The sequence below is a fragment of the Brevundimonas sp. genome, assembly GCF_016742135.1.
Lineage (GTDB): Bacteria > Pseudomonadota > Alphaproteobacteria > Caulobacterales > Caulobacteraceae > Brevundimonas.
In genome coordinates, this window is sequence record NZ_JACVCG010000004.1 from 251,781 (window position 1) to 269,332 (window position 17,552).

Below are 17,552 nucleotides of genomic sequence, written 5' to 3' on the forward strand. Positions count from 1 at the left end.
TGACGCGGGATGGAGCAGCCCGGTAGCTCGTCAGGCTCATAACCTGAAGGTCGCAGGTTCAAATCCTGCTCCCGCACCCAAGATCAGACGCCGTCCGGTTCCCCCGGACGGCGTTTTCCAATTCGGCTCCAGGACAAGAAGCCGCCGGGAGCGGGCCGCCGGCCGGAGGACTCTGGTGATCCCCCGACAGGGTTTCTCACATTCCTCACAAGCGCGTGAACAAAGGATTGCCGATACATTCCAGAGGACGGTGCAATCGTGTGCAAAATGTGAGGCTTCCGGCCGTGACCGGCCGAAATTTGCCTCTGGTGCGCGCCGTAAACATTCACGCGCGTGATAGGGAATGTTGACAGGCGGGCGATCTCGTGTCCCTCTCTGGCCAAACGTCGGCGCTCATGACCGGCGTAAGGGAGGGAATTTGATGAAAGCGACACTTCTCGCGTCGGCCTGTGCCGTCGCCACCCTTGCGGCGCTCGCGCCGACCCTGGCCATGGCCCAGGAGCAATCGGGCGAGCGGGATCCACAGGACCGCGCCACCACGGTCGAGGAAATCATCGTCACGGCGACCCGGCGCGAGGTCCGCCTCCAGGATGTTCCGCTCAGCATCACGACGCTGTCGCAGGAAGATCTGAACGAGCGCGGCATCGTCGGCTATGAGGGGCTGGCCGAGGCCACACCCGGCGTGGTGCTGAACCGTCCCACGGCCAACTTCAACAACTTCACCGCCCGCGGCGTGAACACCAACGGCTACAACGCCAATCTGCAGAGCACGGTCGCCATCTATATTGACGAGCTGCCGATCTCGGCCAACGGCAACTCGACCATCCTTGACCCCAGCCTGTATGATGTGGAGCGCATCGAATTCCTGCGCGGGCCCCAGGGCACGCTGTTCGGCTCGGGTTCCCTGGCCGGTGCCCTGCGTATCCTCACGCATGATCCCGACCCCTCGGCTTTCGATGCCTCGGTTCTGGTCGACTATGGTGTGATGAAGGGCGGCGGCCTGCGCCAGCGCTACAATGCCATGGTCAATGTGCCCCTGGTCGAGAACGAACTGGCCCTGCGCGTCGTGGGTTTCTCGCGCAATGAAGAGGGCTGGGTCGACAACATCGGCACCGGCATTGAGAATTCGAACACCCTGATCCAGTACGGCGGACGGGCCATCCTGCAGTGGGAGCCGACCGAGCGCTTCACCGCCCGGTTGATGTATTCGCACGAGATCAGCAATCCGCATGATTCGGCCCTGACCAATCCGGCGAGGGGCCAGGACGTTCGCCTGTCGGACCGGCCTGATCGCTTCACCAGCGACATGACCAACTACAATGCCACCTTCGAATACCAGTTCGACGGCGCGCACCTGACCAGCTCGACGACCTACGGCAAGTACGACCAGCGCTTCTATGTTGACCTGGCCGGCACCTTTGGCCAGGCGATCGCCTTTGCGCTCGACGCGGATGCCTATGACACCAATCTGGTGCACGAGACCCGGATCGTGTCGGAAGCCGGCGGGGACTTCGACTGGTCCGCCGGTGTCTTCTACTTCCGCCGTCGGCGCGACGTCGACTATGCCTATCGGTCCAATGAGGCCTTCCTGGCCGCCAGCGGCATCACCGGCCTGCCGGACGAGTATTACCAGCGCTTCGGCGTGCACATCGTCAGCCACGAGATGGCGGCCTTCGGGGAACTGACCTACCGCTTCAACCCCGACCTCTGGATCACCGGCGGGCTCCGTTATGGCTCGACGGACGCCCAGGGCTTCACCGAGGACTGGGGCTATAATTCCGATTATCTCATCCGCGCCCTGTTCGGCATTCCCGGGCCCGTGACCATCACCCCGATCGTGGCCGCCGAGGGGGTCAAGGCCAAGGAAACCGGGCCGTCCTACCGGGTCAGCCTGTCCTGGCGGCCTGCGCCGAACATGACGACCTATGCCGCCGTGGCGACCGGCTTCCGTCCGCCGATCGTGAACGCCCGCGCGGGCGCGGTCAGCACCATCGATCCGACCGACATCGTCATTCCCTACGGCGCAGAGTCCGACAATCTCATCAACTACGAGGTCGGCATCAAGGGGAACTGGTTCAACCGTCGCCTCTACGCCAACATCGCGGCCTACTGGATCGACTGGAACGACCTGCAGGTCCAGGCCAACCGCGTGTCGGACTCGGTGCAGTTCGCCACCAACATCGGCGAGGTGACCAGCAAGGGCATCGAGGTGGAACTGTTCTTCCTGCCCGCTGACGGCTGGACGGTTTCGCTGACCGGGGCGGTGAACGACGCCAAGGTGACCCAGCTGACTGCGACTGAGGCCGCGGTTTCCGGCGCGGTTCTGGACCAGCGGTTGGCCGGTCCGGAGTTTTCCGGCTCTGTGCGCGTGACCTATGAGTGGCAACTGCGGCCCGGCATGATGGCCAATGCCTCAGTGGCGGTTTCCCACGTCGGCGACTTCCCCAACACCTTCCCCAACACGCCGGGACAGCCGGGGGTGCCGCAGGCGACGTTCGACTATACGGACTCCTACACCGTCGCGAATGCCAACTTTGCCGTCGCCTTCGACGAGGTCACACTGGCCGCCTATGTCGAAAACATCTTTGACGACCGATCGGTGACCTATGTCCACCCCGAAGCCTTCCTTGACGGCCGCTATGCCCGCCAGCGGCCCCGCACCATCGGCGTTCGCCTCGGTTATGAGTTCTGATCGATGACGACTTCGTCTCCTGTCGCCCCGGATGCGCGCCCCGCGCGTCCGGGAGCCCGGGCCTGGTTCGCGCTGGGCATCCTGTGCTTCGTCTATGTGCTGAACTTTCTGGACCGGCAGCTGCTGTCGATCCTGGCCAAGCCCATCCAGGACGAGCTGGGGGTCTCGGATACCCAGCTGGGTCTTCTCGGCGGTCTTTATTTCGCAGCCTTCTACTGCATTCTGGCCATTCCCGTCGGCTGGCTGGCGGACCGGACCAACCGGGTCAAGGTGCTGGCCTTTTCCTGTGCCCTCTGGAGCGCCGCGACCGCCGCCTGCGGCCTGTCGACCAATTTCGGGCAACTGGCTGTATCGCGTATGGCGGTCGGCGTCGGCGAGGCGGGCGGGGTTCCGCCGTCCTATGCCATCATCTCGGACTATTTCCCCTCGGGCACGCGCGGGACGGCGCTCAGCCTGTTCAACCTCGGCCCGCCGATCGGACAGGCCCTGGGGGTCGCCTTCGGGGCCTCGATCGCCGCCGCCTATTCCTGGCGTCTGGCCTTCATCTGGGTCGGTGTGATCGGCGTGATCACGGCCGTGATCGTCTGGTTCGCGGTGCGCGAGCCGAAAAAGGGTGGTCTGGATGCTCCGGTCGCGCCCGCGCCCGTCGCAACGACCGATCCCGTGGCCCCGGCCCCGACCGGCTTCTGGTCGACCGGCAGGATGTTCTTCGCCAACCCCGTCCTGCGCGGCATTTCACTGGCCTGCGGCGCGACCCAGTTCGTCACCTACGCCCTCCTCGGGTTCGCCGTGCTGTTCCTGCAGCGGGAAAAGGGCATGACGCTGGAACAGGTCGCCGTCTGGTACGCCCTGGTGGTCGGGGTCTGCGTCAGCATCGGCATGTTGGTCTCCGGCCGGTTGATCGATCGCCTCTCCAAGCGGTCGAAAACCGCCTACGCCTGGTTGCCGGCCATCGGTCTGGCGATCGCCATCCCCTTCTTCGCGGGCTTTGTCTGGGCTCCGACGTGGGAGCTGTCGCTGCTGTTTCTGACGGTACCGATGGCGCTCAACTACTTCTATCTGTCGCCCTCGATCACCCTGGTCCAGGAAACGGTGCGCCCGGATCAAAGGGTGATGTCCGGAGCCCTGCTGCTGCTGGTCATGAACCTGATCGGGCTGGGGCTGGGGCCGACCTACCTGGGCTTCGCCAGCGATGTCTTCCAGGCCAATGGCTATGAAAATTCCCTGCAAATGGCCTTCTACAGCCTGATCGCCTTCTACCTTCTCGCGGTGGGCATGTTCCTGGGCATGGTCGGCAAGATCCGTCGCCAGGTCGCGCGGGAGGCCCTGGCATGAGGCATCTGCTTACGGGACTGGTCGCGGCCCTGGCCCTGGCGGGCTGCGCCTCGACCGACTCCGCGCGCGCCCAGACGGCTCCGGTCGTTGAAGCGCCCGCCGGTGCGGTCCGGGGCGAGGCACTGGACGGTGTCAACGCCTTCAGGGGCATCCCCTATGCCCTGCCGCCCACCGGCTGGCGACGCTGGCGCCCTCCGGCGGACATGCCGCGGTGGACCATGACCCGCGACGCGACACGGTTCGGCGCGGCCTGTCATCAGCCGATCGCGCGCGGCACCAGCATCTATGCGGGCGAGCCGATGGAGATGAGCGAGGACTGCCTGTTCCTGAACATCTGGACGCCGGAAGGTGCCCGGGGCGCCCCCCGAGGTGCGCCCGTGTTCGTCTGGATCCATGGCGGCTCCCTGGCCACCGGGGCCGGCCACGAACCCATGTACGACGGTGCCCGCATGGCCGCCCAGGGCGTGGTCGTCGTCACGATCAATTACCGCCTCGGCGTGCTGGGCTATCTGGCCCATCCCGAGCTGAGCGGCGAGTCGCGCAAACGCATCTCGGGCAACTATGGCCTGCAGGACCAGATCGCGGCGCTCGAGTGGGTGCGCGACAACATCGCGGCTTTCGGCGGCGATCCGGGCAATGTCACCATCGCGGGGGAGTCCGCAGGCGCGCTCAGCGTCATGTATCTGATGACCTCGCCCGAGGCGGAGGGACTGTTCCACAAGGCCATCGCCCAGAGCGCCTATATGCTGTCGATGCCCGAGCTGCGCTCGCGCACGCATGGCGACCCGCCGGCCGAGGATGTCGGCCTGTGGGTGCAGGCCCAGCTGGGTGCCGCCAATCTGGCCGGGCTGCGCGCCATGGATGCCCAGACGCTTACCGTCTCCGCGCAACAGGCCGGCTATGCCCCGTTCGGTACGATCGACGGCGTCTTCCTGCCCCATCAGATGGCACATGTGTTCGAGCGGGGGGAGCAGGCCCCGGTGCCTCTGCTGGCGGGCTTCAACCAGGGTGAAATCCGTTCGCTGCGATTTCTGGTGCCGCCGGTGCCCGCCGACGCCGCGACCTATGAAGCGGAAATCAGGGCGCGATACGGCGATCTGGCCGACGATTTCCTCGCCCTCTACCCCGCCGACGACATGGCCGAGAGCATGCTGGCGACGCCCCGCGACGCCCTCTATGGCTGGACCGCCGAGCGGTTGATGCGGGCCCAGACGGCCCTGGGCCAGAACGCCTATCTCTACTTCTTCGATCACGGCTATCCGGCGGCGGACGAGGCCGGGCTGCACGCCTTCCATGCGGCCGAGATCCCCTATGTGTTCGGCAATCCCGATCGCCTGCCTCCGCGCTGGCCCGCCGTGCCCGACACGCCGACCGAGCAGGCCCTGTCCGACGCCATGATGGCCTACTGGCTCAGCTTTGCCCGGACCGGGGTGCCGATGGCCGAGGGACAGCCCGCCTGGCCCGCCTATGGTCTGACCGCGACCTATATGGCGTTCGAGGACGGCCCCGTCGTTCGCCACCGTCTGATACCCGGGATGTTCGAGCTTCACGAGGCGGTGGTCTGCCGTCGACGGGTGGCGGGGGGCATCCCGTGGAACTGGAACTTCGGTGTGGCGTCTCCGCCGCTGCCGCCCGTGACCCCCGTCTGCCAATGATTGACGGGGATATGCAGGCCTGGGCGCTGACGCTCGACAAATTCCTGGACCATGCGGCCCGCTGGCGGCCGGACGGGCAGGTGATCACCGCGCGTGGCGACGGACGGGTCGACCGGATCGGCTATGCCGCCCTGCGGGACCGCAGTCGCCGGGTCACCGCCGCCCTGGTCCGTCTGGGAATCGCGCCGGGCGACCGTGTGGCGACCCTCGCCTGGAACAGTCAGGCCCATGTCGAAGCCTGGTATGCGGTGATGGGCATGGGCGCGGTTTGCCACACACTCAACCCCCGTCTGACCGAGGCGCAGCTGGTGTCCATGCTGTCCCAGTCCCGTGCCCGCATCCTGATCGCCAGCGCGGACCTGGAGCCCGTTGCGCGGCGCATCGTGGCGCGCACGCCGTCGCTCGAGCGCCTGCTGGTGATCGATGCCGGGGGCGATGGCGCGGACCGGCTGGAAACCTTCCTCGAGGCCGAGACCGGCGACGGCATCCTCTGGGGCGACTTTCCCGAGACCACGCCCAGCGGCCTGTGTTTCACCTCGGGCACGACCGGCGCGCCCAAGGGCGTCAGCTACACCCACCGGTCCAGCTATCTGCACACCCTGCGCCTGCTGCAGGCCGACGTTATGGGAATCACCGGATCCGACAGCGTGCTGGCCGCCGTGCCCATGTTCCATGCCAATGCCTGGGGCCTGCCGTTCGCGGCACCGGCGGCGGGGGCCCGGCTGGTGCTGCCCGGGCGCTGGCTGGACGGGGCCAGTCTGGCCGGTCTGATCAATTCCGAGGGTGTGACCCTGGCGGTCGGCATCGCCACCGTCTGGCTGGGCCTGGTCGAGTATCTCGACGCCCACGGCGGCGAGACCCCGACGCTGGAGCGGGTCGTCGTCGGCGGCGCGCCCATGCCGCCGGCCCTGATGGAGCGGATCGAGCAGCGGCTGGGTGTCATCGTCCAGACCAGCTGGGGCATGACCGAGATGTCGCCGCTGGGCACCTGTGCGCCCCGGAACGGCCCGCGTGCCGCCCAGCTGTCCGGGCGTCCGGCCGTGGGCGTAGACCTGCTGCTGACCGATGCCGACGGTCAGCCCCTGCCGGAACAGCGCGGCGTCGAGGGGCATCTGCATGTCCGCGGAGAAGCCGTGATCGACCGCTATTTCGGCGAAACAACCACCGCCACCAATGCCGACGGCTGGTTCTCGACCGGCGATCTGGCCCGCATTGACGAGGCCGGAAACCTGATCATCACCGGTCGGGCCAAGGACCTGATCAAGTCAGGTGGCGAATGGATCAATCCGGCTGAAATCGAGGCCGTGATCAATGAGCATCCGGCGGTGTCGCTGGCCGCCGTGATCGGGCGTGCGGATCCCAAATGGGGCGAGCGTCCGGTGCTGGTCATCCAGGCCCGCGACACACCCGACGTGACCGACGAGGACCTGCTGGCCGCCCTGCGCGGACGGGTTGCGCCGTGGTGGATCCCCGATGCCGTTATACGGGTGGGGCAGATGGCTCTGGCCTCGACCGGCAAAATCGACAAAATGCGTCTGAGAGTTGAGTATGGCGACAGCTAACCCGAGGTCCGAGATCAAAGCGCCCCGAGCCCCTGCCGAGCCGCCTGTCGCCGCCAAGCGCCGCCGTCGCACCAAGGTCGAACAGCGCGCCGACATGATGGAGCAGATCCTCGACGCGGCCGAGTATCTGTTCTCGATCCATGGCCTGTACGGGGTGACGTTGAAGGATGTGGCCAAACGGGTCGGCGTTCACCACACCCTGCTGAACTACTATTTCACCGACAAAAAGAAGCTGTTCGACGACGTCATCGCGCGGCGCGCCGGCGTCACCAGCACCCTGCGGATGCAGGCCCTCAACGACTATGACGCCGCGACAGGCGGCAAGCCGACGGTCGAGGGCGCGCTCCGGGCCTTCCTCGATACCGACCTAGACCTTTACGGCCAGGGCGGCGAGAACTGGAAGAACTACGGGGCGCTCGGCGCGCAGGTGTCCAACACCCCCTACGGGGCGGAACTGTTCGACCTGCACTTTGACCCGGTGGTCATGCGGCTGATCGAACTGCTGAAAAAGGCCCTGCCGGACTGTGCCGAGGAAGATATCTTCTGGGGCTACCACTTCGTCACCGGGGCGCTGATGCTGACCCTGGCGCGGACCGGGCGCATCAACCGCCTGTCGGGCGGCCTGTGCGATGCCGACGACTTTGACGCCATCAAGGACCGCATGGCGACCTTCATGGCCTCGGGCTTCATGTCGATCTGCAAGCCCAGGACCAACAGCGCCGACTAGGCGCCTCACCACGGTTTCATCATCTCAAGACGGGGGAGTAGCGCATGCGACTCAACGGACGAATCGCGATTGTCACCGGGGCCGGTGGAGGGCTGGGCCGCCAGCATGCCCTATTCCTCGCGCGTCAGGGGGCCCGCGTCGTGGTCAATGACATGAATGCAGAGGCTGCCGAGGCTGTGGCGGCCGAGATCACTGCAGCGGGCGGCGAGGCCTTCGGCGTGGGCGCCTCGGTCACCGATGAAGCTGCGGTTCAGGCCATGGTCGAGCGGACGCTGGCCGAATGGGGGCGCATCGACATCCTGATCAACAACGCCGGCATCCTGCGTGACAAGAGCTTCGCAAAGATGGACATGGCCGACTTCCGGCTGGTCGTCGATGTGCACCTGATGGGCGCGGCCATCTGCTCCAAGGCGGTCTGGGGCGTGATGCGCGAGCAGGCCTTCGGCCGCATCGTGATGACCACCTCTTCGTCCGGGTTGTTCGGGAATTTCGGTCAGGCCAACTATGGCGCCGCCAAGATGGCCCTGGTCGGCCTGATGCAGACGCTGGCCATTGAGGGCCAGAAATACGGCATCCGCATCAATTGCCTGGCCCCGACCGCCGCAACCGGCATGACCGAAGGCGTGCTGTCCGAGGCCAGCCTGAAGCAGCTGGATCCCGCGCTGGTCAGCCCGGCCCTGCTGCCCCTGGTCGTCGACGATGCCCCGAGCCGCGCCATCGTCTGCGCCGGTGCCGGCCATTTCGCCCGGTCCTATGTGACCCTGACGCCCGGCCAGTTCATCGGCGGCGGGCCGGACGCAGGCGAGCGCCTGCTGGAGGTTTGGGACCAGGTTTCGGACGACACGGGCGCCATCGTCCCCGAATACGGCTTCACCCAGGCCGAACGCGAGGTGGCCAGCGCCGAGCGACATGGCCGGGTGCTCGTGGACTCATGACCCCGCTCAGCCGTCAGGCTGCGACGACCACGGCGCGGTCGGCGTCCAGCACCAGCGACACGGACTGGCCCTCTGCGGGTATGGGCCCGGCGTGGCTGACGGTCAGGCGCTGATCTCCGTCCGGCCCGGCAATCTCAACCGTGACGGCGTTGGTATGCCCCGCAAAGCGCCGGGCCACCACGGTCGCCGTCACGCCCTGATCCGCCAGCCGGACATCGCCGGACCGCACCAACAACTGCCAGTCAGTGGCCTCGCCATCTGGTTTTGCGAACCGTCCCAACGGCGTCGTAACCGTCTGGCCGTCGGCGCGGGCCGGCAAGGCTTCGACCGGCCCCAGCATGTGCGCGGCGGCCAGCGACACGGGTCGCAGATAGCAATCCTCGGGTGTCCCGGCCTGTAGCACCTTGCCCTGATCCAGCAGCACCAGATGGTCCGCCATGGCCAGGGCATCCTCGGCATCATGGGTGACGATCAGCACCGCCGCGCCCGCAGCCCGCAGCGCCGGGGTCAGGGCATCGCGCACCTGGGCCCGGAGTGAGGCGTCCAGCCCGGAAAACGGCTCATCCATCAGCAGTACGGCGGGCTCGCGCGCCAGCGCCCGGGCCAGCGCCACCCGTTGCTGTTCGCCGCCCGACAGGGTCGAGGGCCAGGCCTTCGCCCGGTCCTCCAGCTTCAGTGATCGCAGCAGGGTCAGCGCCCGGTCCCGCGCCTCGGCCCGGGGCATGTGTTTCAGGCCAAAGGTGACATTGCCCAGCACCGTCTTGTGCGGAAACAGGGCATGTTCCTGAAACATCAGGCCGATGCCGCGATGTTCGGGCGCAACCATGTGTCCGGGCCGGGACAGCAGCGTCTCGCCCAGGCGAATTTCACCGGCATCCGGTCGCTCCAGCCCGGCGATCAGGCGCAACAGTGTGCTCTTGCCGCTGCCCGACGGACCCAGCAGGGCCGTCACCTGTCCGGGTACCAGCCTCAGGTCGACGCCGTGCACCCCGGCATCCCGCCCGTAGCGGCGAGCGAGTCCAGTGGCGGTCAGTGTGGGGCGGTCGGTCATGGCTCTCCGGGGCGCGAGGCGCTGATCTTGCGGGTCAACCACAGCACGGCGGGCAGGGCCAGCAGAACGAGCAGCAGGGTCGGCCAGCCGGCATTGGCCAGCCGCTCGTCCCGCGCATAGTTGTCGGCCATCACCGCCAGCGTGTCGACGTTGAACGGACGCAGCATCAAGGTGGCGGGCAGTTCCTTCATCACATCGACGAACACGACCAGGGCAGCGGTAAACAGGGTTCCGCGCGCCAACGGCAACTGGACGGCCCAGGCGGTGCCCGTCTCGGAGCGGCCCAGCATGCGTGAGGCCTGCACCACCGACGGCGTGACCCGGGTCAGCCCCGCTTCGATCGGCTCGAAGGCCGCCGCCATCAGCCGGGCCGCATAGGCATAGATCAACAGGGCGATACCCAGCCCGAAGCCCCCAACCGATCCGGGCACCAGCCGCCACAGGACGGCGGCGGGGATCAACAGGCCGATGGCCATGACGGCACCGGGTGTTGCATAGCCGAGGCTGGCGATGCGCGCCGCCAGCGGATGTCGCGTCGATCCAAGGGCGAGCAAGGCCGCAAGGGCGACCGTCACTAGCGCGGCGATCACCGCCAGACTGACGCTGTATCGCGCGGCATCGAGCAGACGCGGCCACTCGGGCGTGATCCCGATCATCTTGTGCGCCATCCAGCCCAGCGGCAGAACGAGGCCCAGACCGACCAGCATCAGGCAGAACCCGGTCGCCAGCGCGGCCTTGAAGGGAGACAGTCGGTGAAGGCTGAGGGGGCGCCAGCGCCCCCGTCCGCTGTCGTGATCCGCGCCCGAGCGGCCCATGCGCTCGATCCACATCAGTACGGCGGCAAAGGCCAGCAGGGGCAGGGCGATCCGGGCGGCGGCCTCGACCGAGCCGAACACGAACCAGGCCCGCACCACGCCGGTGGTCAGGGTCTGCACCCCCAGAAACTGCACCGCGCCGTAGTCGGCCAGGGTCTCCATCACCGCCAGCGCCACACCGGCGGCCAGGGCCGGCCGCGCCATCGGCAGGGCCACGGTCAGAAAGGCCCGCAGCGGCGAGGCCCCCAGCATACGCGCGGCCTCGACCGCTTGCGACGACTGGTTCAGCAGCGCCGCCCGCATGGCCAGATAGACATAGGGGTAAAAGGCCAGCGACAGGATCAGGCCCGCCCCGCCAAGACTGCGCATCTCGAACGGCATGTCGAAGCACAGCGTGCCCCGCATCCAGATGCGCAGGTCGCCGGCCGCGTCGAACAGATCGGCATAGCCATAGGCCAGGGCAAAGGCCGGGGCGGCCAGCGGCAGGGCCAGTGCCCAGCTCAGCCAGCGTCGCCCCGGAAAGTCATGGCCCACCACCAGCCACGCCGCCGTCACGCCAAGAACCGCCGTCAGCACCGCGACCTGCGCCGACAGGGCGACCGAGGTCAGGGCATAGCGGGTCAGGTCCGACAGGGCGATGTCCGCCTGGCCGTCCCCAAGCGCCGTCGCCACAACGCCGATAAGGGGCAGAATGGCGACCAGCGCCGCGCCAAGGCCCATCCACACCAAAGGCGAAAGCCCGCCCCGGAAACCGGAGCGGGCCTTCAGTCTGGTCGGGGCAGGGGTCGGGCCTATCGCCAGCCCGCCCGGCTCATCAGGGCCTGGGCCTCGGCCTGCCGGGCCCCATAGCGGGCGACCGACATCGGGTGGGCCTCGAACGGCGCATATGCGCTGACCGGTGCGGGCACCGTCACCGACGGGCTGGCCGGGTACTCATTGTTGTGTTCCGACACCATGGTCTGGGCTTCGGGCGAGGCCAGGAATTCCAGCAGCTTGACCGCATTGTCATAGTTCGGCGCATGAGCCGCGACGCCCCCGCCCGAGATGTTCACATGGGCCCCGCGTCCGTCCAGCGACGGGAAGGCCAGCTTGACGCGCGAGGTGATCTCGCGGTCGCCCGCGTCCTCGCCCGACGCCAGTCGGATGTAATAATAGCTGTTGGTGATGGCGATCTCGCAGATGCCCGCGCCCACGGCCCGAATCTGGTCCCGGTCGCCGCCTTCCGGCTGGCGGGCCAGGTTGGCGACGATGCCGCGCACCCATTGTTCGGTCTTTTCAGGACCCCATGCCTCAAGCAGGGCCGCCACCAGCGACAGGTTATAGACATGGTCGGCCGGTCGGACGCACAGCTTGCCGCGGAAGCGGGGCGAGGCCAGTTCCTCATAGGTGTCAACCTCTTCCGGACGCACCTTGGCCGCATCGTAGGCTACAATGCGGGCCCTGCGGCTGAAGCCGTACCAGTGGCCGTCCGGCTCGCGCAGATTGGCGGGAATCGCGTCCTGCAGGACGGTCGAATTGGCGGGCTGGAACAGGCCGGCCTCCTGTGCCCGCCAAAGGGCCCCGGCGTCGGCCGAGACGAACACATCGGCGGGGCTGGCGTCACCCTCGGTGCGCATGCGGGCGATCAGGGTGTCGGCATTGCCTTCGATCCGGTTGACGCGAATGCCGGTCAGTTCGGTGAAACGCTCATAAAGCCGCAGGTCGCTGTCATAGTGGCGCGCGGTATAAAGATTGACCACGCCCGCGTCGGCAGGCGGCGTCCCCCCGGTTTCGGTCCCGGACTCGGGCTGACCACAGGCGGCGACCAGCAGGCCAAGGGCGAAGGCGCCGACCAGGGCGCGGACAGAGGCAAGGGGCTTCGGCATCGAACTCTCCTGAAATGTGCTGCCGTCCTAACGTGATTGAGAATGTTTCGCAACAAGATCGCGGGTCCGATTGTGGAAACCGTAAAGGCTTCCGGTGCGCTATAGTGACGCTGTATCAGGAGGGTGGACGTCATGATCATGAAGATGTGCCGGAATGCCGGCCTCTGGAACGTCGTCTGCGGCCTGTCGCTTGTGGCCGCCTGTTCCCCGGAACAACGCGACCCGCCGGATCCCGTCGAAGCCCCCGATTCCAGCGAGGCGCCAGTCAGCGGCGTGGCGATCGCCTACGACTGCGCCAGCGGAGAAAGCCTCTCGGTCGTTTACGGAAAGGACCGCACGGCCGCCCTGACCTATGAGGGCAGGTCCTACCGCCTGCGTCCGGTGACCTCCGGCAGCGGGGCCCGCTATGCCGGCGAGGACCTGGAATGGTGGTCTGCCACCCGGGACGGGCGCGAGGAAGGCCGCCTCAGCCGTCTGGACGCGGAAGGCCGGCCCCAGGGCGTCGAGCTGGAGCGCTGTGTGCGCAAGGGACAGCCCCTGACGCCCGCCACCACCCCGCCTAGCCTGGCCCGGGCACCCGCCTGCGCGGGTCCGCAACTGGCGCTCGAGATCGAAAGTTCGGATGCCGGGGCGGGCAACCGGGGAATGGTGGTCTCGCTCCGCAATGCCGGGACCGAGACGTGCAGCATCACGGGCTACCCGGGCGTGACCTTGATGAATGAGGAAGGGCGTCCCGTGGTCAGTGTGCGTGCCGACCCCTGGATGCGGGGGGATCCGGAGCGCCCGCTGCGACCGGTCGAGCTGGCCGCGGGGGCCAGGGCGTATTTCGACATCGGCTGGACGGTCGTGCCCCACGAGAGCGAAGGTGAGACGCGGTGTCCCGAGACCCGCGGCCTCAGGGTTACGGCACCCGGCGACACCGCCCCCCTGACGCAGGAAACGCGGATGACCATCTGCGGCGGCCGCATCAAGGTCGGGCCGGTGCGCGCCACCGCTGAAATGTCCACCGGGAGCTGATGCCGAAGCCGTGACATCGGGCAGGGCTTTATGCCGCCGTCAAAACCGTCTAGCGGAGCGCCCATGACGAGCTTCCACGACCGCATCGCCGCCGAACTGGCGGACATCGACGCCCAGGGCCTGACCAAGCCCGAACGGGTCATCGCCTCGCGACAGGGGCCCGTGATCGAGGTGGCGGGCAAGAAGGTGCTGAACTTCTGCGCCAACAACTATCTGGGTCTGGCGGGGGACGAGCGCGTCGTCCAGGCCGGCATCCGGGCCCAGGAACGCTGGGGCGCGGGCACTGCCTCGGTCCGCTTCATCTGCGGCACGCTGGAAATCCACAAGGAGCTGGAGCGCGCCATCGCCGACTATCTCGGCTTTGAGGACACCATCCTGTTCGCCGCCGCCTTTGACGCCAACGGCGGCATCTTCGAGCCGCTGTTCGGGGCGGAGGACGCCATCGTCTCGGACAGCCTGAACCACGCATCAATCATTGATGGCGTCCGCCTGTGCAAGGCCAGGCGCTACCGCTTTGCCAACTCGGACATGGACGATCTGGAGGCCCAGCTGAAGCAGGCCCGGGCCGACGGCGCGCGTGACATCATCATCGCCACCGATGGTGCCTTCTCCATGGACGGCTATGTCGCCAAGCTGGCCGAAATCCGGGCGCTGGCCGACCGCTACGACGCCCTCATCATGGTGGATGACTGCCACGCGACCGGCTTCATGGGCCCGAAAGGGCGCGGCTCCTATGCCCACTGCGGGGTCAAGGTCGACTTCGTCACCGGCACCTTCGGCAAGGCGCTGGGCGGGGCCATGGGCGGCTTCATCTGCGCGACCGCGCCGGTGGTGGCCCTGCTGAAGCAGCGGGCCCGGCCCTATCTGTTCTCCAATGCGCTCAGCCCCGCTGTCTGTGGTTCCTCGCTCGAGGCCATCCGTATCGCCGCGGGGGAGGAGGGCGACGCCCTCAGGAAACAGCTGTTTGCCAATGCGGCCCGCTATCGCGCGGCCATGACCGAGGCCGGATTCGACCTGCTGCCCGGCGAGCATCCGATCATTCCGGTGATGCTGGGCGACGCCCGCCTCGCCCAGGACATGGCCGCCCGCATGCTGGAGCTGGGCGTCTACGTCATCGGCTTCAGCTTCCCAGTGGTGCCGCGTGGCCAGGCCCGTATCCGGACCCAGATGTCCGCCGCCCACACCTTCGATCAGATCGACCAGACCGTTGAAGCGTTCAGAACAGCCGGCAAGGAATTGGGAGTGATCAAATGACCGACACCATGAAGGCCCTGGCCAAGATGAAGCCCGCCGAAGGGCTGGAGCTGATCGACGCCCCCATCCCCGAGGCCGGTCCCGAGGATGTGCTGATCAAGGTCCACAAGACCGCCGTCTGCGGCACCGACATCCACATCTGGAACTGGGACGAGTGGTCGCAAAAGAATGTGCCCGTCCCGATGATCACCGGCCACGAGTTCTCGGGCGAGATCGTCTTCATCGGCAAGGATGTCGACCGTCCGCTCAAGATCGGCCAGCGCGTCTCGGCCGAGGGTCACGTCATCGATCTCAACTCGGAAGCGGCCCGCGCCGGCCATTTCCACCTCGATCCCGCCACCCGCGGCATTGGCGTGAACCGTCAGGGCGCGTTCGCGGAATATGTCGTGGCCCCGGCCTTCAACGTGATCGAGTTGCCGGATGACGTCCCCTACGAGATCGGCTCGATCCTCGATCCCTTCGGCAATGCCGTGCACACGGCGCAGCAGTTCGACCTGCTGGGCGAGGATGTGCTGGTCACCGGCGCCGGACCCATCGGCATCATGGCCGCCGCCGTCGCCCGCCACGCCGGGGCGCGCACCGTCGTGCTGACCGACATCAACGACTTCCGCCTCGAGCTGGCGCAAAAGGTCGCGCCGGGCGTCCGCACTGTAAACACCCTCAACGAGGACCTGCGCGACGTCATCCCCGAGCTGGGTATGAAGGTCGGCTTCGACGTCGCCCTCGAAATGTCGGGCAGCCCGGTGGCCTTCAAACAGTGCGTCGACACCCTGATCATGGGCGGTGGCCTGGCCCTGCTGGGTATTCCGTCGAAGCCCATGGAAACCGACTGGGGCGCCATCATCCTCAAGGCCCTGACCATCAAGGGCGTGTATGGCCGCGAGATGTTCACCACCTGGCGCAAGATGCTGGGCCTGCTGAAGGCGGGGCTCGACCTTCAGCCGCTCATCACCCACCAGCTGGCCTACGATCAGTACCGCGACGGCTTTGAGGTCATGAAGTCGGGCAAGTCCGGCAAGGTCGTGCTCGACTGGTCAAGGGCCGCCTGATCAGGCGGCCACGGGCCGCCCGCCGGTCGCCCGGAACACCACGGCGGCAAAGGCGACCATGCCCAGCACCACCATCGTCGGCCCGGCGATCATCATCGGCGGCACCAGCGCCATCAGCGACGGTACGGCCAAAAGCTGGATCGTCAGGCCGATCATCATGACCGGCAGGCCCAGGACGGCCAGGGCGGCGTGGGCCTTGGGCAGCCATCCCGAGGCCGCCTCGGGCGCGACCCGATAGAACAGGCCGTACAGGAACATCGACACCCAGCCGAGCAGGTTGATGTGGGCGTGGACGGGCGACAGCAGGAACTGGTGGGTCATGCCCATCCAGTAGCCAAGCCCCACGCCCGTCAGGACGAACAGCACGGCCAGACGCAGGAACAGATTGGACAGTTTCATTTTCAGGTTCCCTCCGACAGGAGGCGCCCGTAAACCGCTGTTCCGCGCGATGCTCAAGTGAATAGGGGGTCAGCATTGTGGCCCTATTGGGCCAGCATCCGGATCAGCCGCGGTTCAAAGGATTTGGCGTCCGGCCCGGGCAGGGCCTCGGCCAGGCGGCCGTCCTCGAACGCCTCCAGTACGGTCGGGTGGATGTAGGACGACCGGCACACCGTCGGCGTATTACCCAGCAGGCCCGCGACCGTCCGGCAACAGGCGACGATCTTGCGCCGGGCATCGGTCGGCGAGGTGGCCGGCTCGACCTCCCGCAGCACGCGCGCGGCTGACAGCGTCCCGGCCCAGGTGCGAAAGTCCTTGGCCGAAAAGTCCTCGCCCATCGCCTCGCGGATATAGGCATTGACCGCATCAGACGTCACGGTGGCCAGGCCGCCCTCCGGGTCGCGGTACTGGAACACCGGCTGGCCGGGCAACTCGCGCAGGCTGCGGATGACCCGCGCCAGTCGCCGGTCGCGCACCGACACCTCATGGCTCTGGCCGCTCTTGCCGCGAAAGGCGAAGGTCAGCGAGGCCCCGTCCACCTCCAGGTGCCGCTTGTTCAGCGTGGTCAGCCCATAGGACCTGTTCTGACGGGCATAGCGGACATTGCCGACCCGGATCAGTGTCAGTTCCAGCAGCCGCACGACGGTGGCCAGCACCTTGTCGCGGCATGGCCCCCGCTTGTTCAGATCGGCCTCGACCCGGTCGCGCAGCCGGGGCAGGGCGCGGGCAAAGGCCGACAGCCGGTCGAATTTGGACTCCGACGCGTGGCGGCTCCAGTCGGGATGATAGCGGTACTGCTTGCGCCCCTTGGCATCGCGACCGATCGCCTGGATGTGGCCGTTGGCGCGTGGACAGATCCACACCTCCGTCCAGGCCGGCGGAATGGCCAGGGCGTTGATGCGTGCCCGCACCTTCGCATCGCGGATCACCTGACCGTCGCGATCAAGATAGGCGAACCCCTTGCCCGCGCGGCGGCGCGAGAAGCCTCTCTGTTCGTCGCTGCACCAGCACAGGCCGGGGGGCAGGTCGGTGTCCGTCTCGGACAGGGGGGAGGCCGTCATCGCGGCGCATACGGGGTCATGGCGGATCGGCAACGCGGTCACGCGCCGCACGGTTCCTCTTGACGCTGCGGCTCGCACGCCGACTTGACGGCCTGG

At 67.3% G+C, this 17,552-nt stretch carries 14 protein-coding genes and 1 tRNA gene; 10 read left to right on the top strand and 5 right to left on the bottom strand.

Translation table 11 applies throughout. The features are described from left to right. Window positions 1-3: 3 nt before the first annotated feature. The 7 genes from IBJ06_RS10300 to IBJ06_RS10330 all read left to right on the top strand — a co-directional run bounded on the left by IBJ06_RS10300 (window position 4) and on the right by IBJ06_RS10330 (window position 8,906). Window positions 4-80 (top strand) — tRNA-Met (locus tag IBJ06_RS10300). A 341-nt stretch (window positions 81-421) separates the two neighbouring features. After that, the gene (locus IBJ06_RS10305) at window positions 422-2,692 is read left to right on the top strand and encodes a TonB-dependent receptor (protein WP_292159938.1); all 2,271 of its coding nucleotides are present in this window, start codon (window positions 422-424) and stop codon (window positions 2,690-2,692) included. A 3-nt stretch (window positions 2,693-2,695) separates the two neighbouring features. Then, on the top strand, window positions 2,696-4,027 hold the full coding sequence (locus IBJ06_RS10310) for an MFS transporter (RefSeq protein WP_292159941.1): 1,332 nt from the start codon (window positions 2,696-2,698) through the stop codon (window positions 4,025-4,027). Next, complete coding sequence (locus tag IBJ06_RS10315) at window positions 4,024-5,682, top strand: carboxylesterase family protein (protein ID WP_292159944.1); 1,659 nt, start codon at window positions 4,024-4,026, stop codon at window positions 5,680-5,682. Before IBJ06_RS10310 ends, IBJ06_RS10315 begins: the two co-directional genes overlap by 4 nt. Next, window positions 5,679-7,244, top strand: a complete 1,566-nt coding sequence (locus IBJ06_RS10320) for an AMP-binding protein (protein WP_292159947.1) — start codon at window positions 5,679-5,681, stop codon at window positions 7,242-7,244. The genes IBJ06_RS10315 and IBJ06_RS10320 overlap by 4 nt, the downstream gene beginning before the upstream one ends. Before the next feature lie 94 nt (window positions 7,245-7,338). After that, on the top strand, window positions 7,339-7,971 hold the full coding sequence (locus tag IBJ06_RS10325) for a TetR/AcrR family transcriptional regulator (RefSeq protein ID WP_292160176.1): 633 nt from the start codon (window positions 7,339-7,341) through the stop codon (window positions 7,969-7,971). A 44-nt stretch (window positions 7,972-8,015) separates the two neighbouring features. Then, the gene (locus IBJ06_RS10330; RefSeq protein ID WP_292159949.1) at window positions 8,016-8,906 is read left to right on the top strand and encodes an SDR family NAD(P)-dependent oxidoreductase; all 891 of its coding nucleotides are present in this window, start codon (window positions 8,016-8,018) and stop codon (window positions 8,904-8,906) included. A 13-nt stretch (window positions 8,907-8,919) separates the two neighbouring features. On the opposite strand, the gene IBJ06_RS10335 is transcribed toward IBJ06_RS10330, so the two are convergent. The 3 genes from IBJ06_RS10335 to IBJ06_RS10345 all read right to left on the bottom strand — a co-directional run bounded on the left by IBJ06_RS10335 (window position 8,920) and on the right by IBJ06_RS10345 (window position 12,637). Then, window positions 8,920-9,957, bottom strand: coding sequence for an ABC transporter ATP-binding protein (locus IBJ06_RS10335; RefSeq protein ID WP_292159952.1), 1,038 nt, complete (start codon window positions 9,955-9,957; stop codon window positions 8,920-8,922). After that, on the bottom strand, window positions 9,954-11,492 hold the full coding sequence (locus IBJ06_RS10340; protein WP_292160178.1) for an iron ABC transporter permease: 1,539 nt from the start codon (window positions 11,490-11,492) through the stop codon (window positions 9,954-9,956). Before IBJ06_RS10340 ends, IBJ06_RS10335 begins: the two co-directional genes overlap by 4 nt. Before the next feature lie 71 nt (window positions 11,493-11,563). After that, the gene (locus tag IBJ06_RS10345) at window positions 11,564-12,637 is read right to left on the bottom strand and encodes an extracellular solute-binding protein (protein WP_292159954.1); all 1,074 of its coding nucleotides are present in this window, start codon (window positions 12,635-12,637) and stop codon (window positions 11,564-11,566) included. A gap of 132 nt (window positions 12,638-12,769) precedes the next feature. Here IBJ06_RS10345 and IBJ06_RS10350 point away from each other — a divergent pair, with 132 nt between their 5' ends. From IBJ06_RS10350 to tdh, 3 genes are all read left to right on the top strand, one after another. Beyond that, window positions 12,770-13,654, top strand: coding sequence for a DUF4232 domain-containing protein (locus IBJ06_RS10350; protein ID WP_292159956.1), 885 nt, complete (start codon window positions 12,770-12,772; stop codon window positions 13,652-13,654). Window positions 13,655-13,717: 63 nt separating this feature from the next. Further along, window positions 13,718-14,908 (top strand): glycine C-acetyltransferase, encoded by a 1,191-nt coding sequence (locus IBJ06_RS10355; protein WP_292159957.1) that lies wholly within the window; start codon window positions 13,718-13,720, stop codon window positions 14,906-14,908. Between the two features lie 8 nt (window positions 14,909-14,916). Beyond that, window positions 14,917-15,957, top strand: a complete 1,041-nt coding sequence (tdh, locus tag IBJ06_RS10360) for an L-threonine 3-dehydrogenase (protein ID WP_365812562.1) — start codon at window positions 14,917-14,919, stop codon at window positions 15,955-15,957. Here the strand turns inward: tdh and IBJ06_RS10365 are convergent, their stop codons facing one another. After that, complete coding sequence (locus IBJ06_RS10365) at window positions 15,958-16,356, bottom strand: hypothetical protein (protein ID WP_292159961.1); 399 nt, start codon at window positions 16,354-16,356, stop codon at window positions 15,958-15,960. 83 nt (window positions 16,357-16,439) lie between these two features. After that, window positions 16,440-17,507: a DNA topoisomerase IB gene (locus tag IBJ06_RS10370; RefSeq protein WP_365812506.1), complete on the bottom strand. Its 1,068-nt coding sequence runs from the start codon at window positions 17,505-17,507 to the stop codon at window positions 16,440-16,442. Between the last annotated feature and the right edge of the window lie 45 nt (window positions 17,508-17,552).